At 46.6% G+C, this 4,897-nt stretch carries 4 protein-coding genes and 1 pseudogene; 4 read left to right on the top strand and 1 reads right to left on the bottom strand.

Annotation, left to right across the window (positions count from 1 at the left end):
• Positions 1-406: 406 nt before the first annotated feature.
• Complete coding sequence (locus QZ735_RS18575) at positions 407-958, bottom strand: tetratricopeptide repeat protein (RefSeq protein WP_294251815.1); 552 nt, start codon at positions 956-958, stop codon at positions 407-409.
• Positions 959-1,138: 180 nt separating this feature from the next.
• On the opposite strand from QZ735_RS18575, the pseudogene pepE reads away from it, so the two are divergent.
• From pepE to QZ735_RS18595, 4 genes and pseudogenes are all read left to right on the top strand, one after another.
• A pseudogene (pepE, locus tag QZ735_RS18580) lies at positions 1,139-1,833 on the top strand (dipeptidase PepE).
• Entirely contained in the window at positions 1,833-2,693 is an 861-nt protein-coding gene (locus tag QZ735_RS18585) for a hypothetical protein (protein WP_294251819.1), read from the top strand. The pseudogene pepE and the gene QZ735_RS18585 overlap by 1 nt, the downstream one beginning before the upstream one ends.
• Positions 2,694-2,741: 48 nt before the next feature.
• Entirely contained in the window at positions 2,742-4,112 is a 1,371-nt protein-coding gene (gene dacB / locus QZ735_RS18590) for a D-alanyl-D-alanine carboxypeptidase/D-alanyl-D-alanine-endopeptidase (RefSeq protein WP_294251820.1), read from the top strand.
• Between the two features lie 6 nt (positions 4,113-4,118).
• On the top strand, positions 4,119-4,897 hold a 779-nt coding region (locus QZ735_RS18595), incomplete at its 3' end, for a sensor histidine kinase (protein WP_294251822.1).

Below are 4,897 nucleotides of genomic sequence, written 5' to 3' on the forward strand. Positions count from 1 at the left end.
AATAAAGAAGTGAGGAGATTTCTAAAGCGCAATATACTTCCTGAGTTATTTAGCCAAAATTGTTCTCTCACTTCCCTTGCTTTTACATATTTATATACAAATTTATCCTTTTGCAAACATAGGAGCCCAAAACTATTCACATTCATCTCTTACCGGATCATGAGGCATCGCCTCAATCAATAGCGTCGGGCTTTAGCCCGACGTCATTATTTTAGCCCAAAATGATTTACGGTTAGCTCCTACCTGGTATCATGCTGGCATAAGAAACTTCAGGCATCCGGACTTCCTCCAGCCTTATCATCCGGTCACTGAGTACAGTTTATGTTATTTAAGGGTAACTGCTTCTTTTCATAGCAGTCCTGAGGTAAGCACAAAAAAAGATCCGGGAAAAACCGGATCTTTTTGATTATGAATTCAGGGCCTGGCTGAGTTTTACGGCATCCTGATTGGTAGGGTCGTACTGCAATGATTTAGCAATATGTTCCTTCGCTTTATCAGGATTGTTCTGCTGTTCCGAGAATGCTACATAAAAGTAAGCATAGGCCAGGTTTTTTTTGTTCTGTTCTACTTCCTCCGGCTTCACGGCAGCTATATATTTCTCATAGGCGAGCTTTGCATTGGCATCATCCTTAGCCGACTGGTAGGCATAGGCCTGGCTGTAATACGACGGTGCCCAATCCGGCAGCAATGCGGATATTTTTTTCCAGGTATCGATGGCATTTGTCCAGTCGGCTGCTTCCTGATAGGCAGTTGCCAGCTTGGCTAATGCTTCGGTGTCTTTGGGATTGGTCTCAATCTGTTTTTTAAGGCCTTCGATAAGGGAATTTCCCTGGGCCTGTTGAGCTGTCGCAACAGCGGCATTTTCTGTCGGGGTGGTCTGTGCCTGGGCAAAGAAAACACCTCCCGTTAATAATAAACCCAACATCAGGGTTTTGCTGTTCATTTTTGTCATTTTCATAATTCCTACATTTTAAACGTATCCTAAAGATAGACAATATAAAACCTGCATAAAAATTAAATTCGGAACCTTTAAGTTTTTTTAGAAAACATTAACGCCAAAGGAGAATAATTTATATAAATTTTTGATTCACCGCAATCCGGGTTATCTTTGTAAAAGCAACTTTTAAATAAGAAAGACATGAATATCATACTGGCATCCACCTCAACCCTGTATGGAGAAAACTACCTGGAGTACCTGAGGGAAGAACTGCTACACCTGTACAGCGGAATTGATGAACTCGTCTTCATCCCGTTTGCCAGGCCGGGCGGAATTTCCCATGACGACTATACGGCGAAAGCGCGTGCTTTCTTTGAGACCCTGGGGATCCGGGTCCGGGGCCTTCATGAATTCGAAGACAAGGAAGCAGCAGTGAACAACGCACAGGCATTCTTTACGGGAGGCGGAAATACCTTCCTGCTGGTCAAAACCCTGCATGAGGAAAACCTGATGGCCGTGCTGAAACGGAATGTGGAAAACGGGAAACCTTATCTGGGCTGCAGTGCCGGAAGCAATATCGGCGGGCAGAACATGAAAACAACGAACGATATGCCGATCGTCTATCCGCCAAGCTTCGATTGTATGGGCCTGGTGCCGTTCAACATCAATCCGCATTACCTTGATCCGGATCCGCACCTGAAACACAACGGCGAAACCAGGGAAACCCGGATCAAAGAATTTTTGACACAGAACGATCTTAAGGTTGTAGGGCTCCGCGAAGGCAACTGGATCAGGCGCAAAGGTGACCGGATTACCGTGGAAGGAACCGGTCTGACCCGGATCTTTGAAAAAGGAAAGAGCCGTATGAAATAGAAAGCGAAAGCCTGTTGTCTTGATGGAAGATCCTGATCACGATAGCATAAACCGGTTTGTCGAAGACAATCTTCCTCATTTCTCAGTCAACGGTACGGGATGGAACGGGTTGATCCGCAGTATGCTGTATGAATTCTGTCTGGCCGGCTGGGACATGAACAGCCGTGTTTCCGGAAAGGAAAAGTTCGGTGAACTGCGCTGTTATTCAGTCTCACCGGATGAAAATATCAATACAAGGATCAATAAGCTCATCCGTGCCTGTTCAGAATTATCCTCCATCACCTGCGAAAAATGCGGAAAACCCGGTAAAACAAGGAGCTATAATGGCTGGCAGGAGACTTTATGCCTGGAACATCATCTCAAACGGGTATACCGTATCGAAATCAGGGATGAAAGGTTGCTTCTCCATGAATCTGATGTTGATCTTAAGGACATTTCCCGGGTGGAATGCACAGCGGATGTAAAGAACATCACCGTTTTCTTTCCGGATACCCGGACCGGGAAAGAGAAATCTGTACGTTTCTCCTGGCAGGAACCTAATTATTACCTTCTGCTGAAATCAATACCCGGCAGGGCTTTTGCAAAGGAAACCGGCGGGTACGTAGCTGCCATGTTCAGCCAGTTGCAACCCTGTGAGATCTGCGGCTATCGTGCGGTTCATGAAAGGGTATGCCTGCGGTGCCATTATGATGCCTGGCAGGATTCCTTTCTGGAAGATTATGACAGCAGGATACAGTACGTAAAACATTGCCAGATGGATGTTTTTATAGATGAGGATGATTACGGAAAAGTGTTTCAATCTGACCGGTCCTTCGATAAAATGCCGGACCACCGTCTCCTTTTCACCGGTAAGGAACTGGAAGAATATAAAGCTGACAGGTAAGATTTAAGAATCCTGAAATTTTAAATTATCTTTGAATAAAGAATTGTAATGAAAAACCTTGTTCCTATAGTCCTTCTTTCATCACCGGTACTGTTTGCCCAGGATATTGCCCGCAAGCTGGAGACGGCTACCCAGAACCTCCTGAAATCGCCTGCTGCCGTTTCCTCAAACCTTTCCTTTTATGTAGCGGATGAGAACGGGGCGCTCATATATGAATTTCAGGGGAATAAAGGGCTTTCCACAGCTTCAACCCAGAAAATATTTACGGCGGCGGCGGCGCTGGAAACTTTAGGAAAGGACTACACCTACATCACCACGTCCGGATATTCGGGAACGGTCAGCGGCGGAACGCTGAGCGGAAACCTGTTCATCCGTTCCACGGGGGATCCTGCTTTGGGGAGCTGGAGGTATGAAGGGTACAAACCGGAAAACTTTAAGCAGAAACTCCTGGAAGCCGTTAAGAAATCCGGGATCCGGAAAATTTCCGGTGACCTGGTCATTGATGATTCGTATTTTGACCATCAGACGATTCCCGGAGGATGGCCGTGGGATGACCTCGGCAACTACTACGGAGCCGGGGTCTGGGGCGTGAACTGGAGGGAAAACCAGTTCGACATCAACATCAGCGGGACCGAATTCAAAAGCTTTTCCTATCCGCTGGAAGGCGTCAGGTGGCTGAACGACCTGAAAACCGGGGGAACTACGGACCAGAGCCTGATTTTCACGGCACCGCATTCGGATGTGGCTCTGATCAACGGGACGCTGCCGGCAAAACCGGTTACCGTTTCGGGCGCGGTACCGGATCCGCCCCTGCAATTGGGAGTGGAAATAGGGCAGTGGCTGAAACAGTCGGGAATAGAGCTGTCAGGAAAAGTGGTCACTTCTTCCCGGCTCGTGCTGGAAGGCCGTAATGTCCCGGAAATGCCTGAAAAAAATGTAATCTTCACTTACCGTTCACCCACCCTTGACAAAATCATTTACTGGTTTTTAAGGAAAAGCATCAACCTCTATGGTGAAACGCTCATCAAAACGTTAGGCAAAGAGAAAAAAGGGGATTCTGGTTTTAAAAGCGGCGTGGCGGTGCTGAAAGACTTCTGGAAATCAAAGGGAATCGATCCGCATATGATTAACTTTGCAGACGGAAGCGGACTTTCGCCACAGAACTACGTTTCGGCGAAAGCGGAAGTGCAGGCCCTGCTGTATGCGAAGAAACAGCCCTGGTTTGACAACTATTATGAAGGCTTTCCTACCCAGGACAACGGGCTGAAAATGAAGAGCGGAACCATGCGGGATACCAAGTCCTTTGCCGGTTACCATACCTCAAAAGAAGGGAAAAAGTATGTGTTTTCCATCATCATCAATAATTATCAGGGCAGCGGCAGTACGGAGCTGCAGAAAATCCTGAGCCTCTTAAAATAAACCGTCTTGAGAAAATCAATATTTACCAGGCTGAACAACTGGATTATTTTCGTGCTGATGACCATTGTGGTGCTTACCATTGTGATCGCCTCCACCATCCTGATCAATTTCCTCAGAAAAGAAGAGATCAAGAGAGTGGACATCCTGGTGAATGCGCTGAAGTTCCAGCAGGAAATGAAAGACCCGAACCTGGAGGTGCAGGCACTGCTGTTGCAGATTTACAGTTCCAACAGTACCATCCCGGTCATCCTTCTGGATGAAAAAGACGGGATCATCGAACATAAGAACCTGCCGAAAGACGTTGAGAACGATCCTGAAAAAATTGTGGTCCTTGCCAAGAACATGGGCAAAAGCTATACACCGATTGAAATTGAAATTGTGAAAGGCAACAAGCAGACAGTATATTATGATAATTCCCCGCTGCTGAACAACCTCCGGTATTCGCCCTACATCCTGGGCTTTTTCATTCTCTGTTACTTTCTTTTCACTTTCTGGTTTTTCAGGACCATCAAGAAAACGGATGAAGGCTATCTCTGGGCCGGGCTTGCCAAGGAAACTGCGCATCAGATCGGTACCCCGCTGTCTTCCATGATCGGCTGGATGGAAATCATGAAACTGGACGATCCGGATTCGGAAGGCGTACATGAAATCGAAAAGGATATTGAAAGGCTCAGGACCATTTCCGAAAGGTTTTCCAAAATCGGTTCGGTGCCGGAACTGAACGATACCGATTTCAATAAAACCATACAGGAAAATTACGATTACCTGAAAACCCGGATTTCAAG

Origin of the sequence: uncultured Chryseobacterium sp., assembly GCF_913776365.1 — a bacterium.
GTDB lineage: Bacteria > Bacteroidota > Bacteroidia > Flavobacteriales > Weeksellaceae > Chryseobacterium.

Coding starts and splice junctions, on each gene's coding strand:
- QZ735_RS18575 (WP_294251815.1), bottom strand. CDS start 958: ATGAAAATGACAAAAATGAACAGCAAAACCCTGATGTTGGGTTTATTA.
- QZ735_RS18585 (WP_294251819.1), top strand. CDS start 1,833: ATGGAAGATCCTGATCACGATAGCATAAACCGGTTTGTCGAAGACAAT.
- dacB (WP_294251820.1), top strand. CDS start 2,742: ATGAAAAACCTTGTTCCTATAGTCCTTCTTTCATCACCGGTACTGTTT.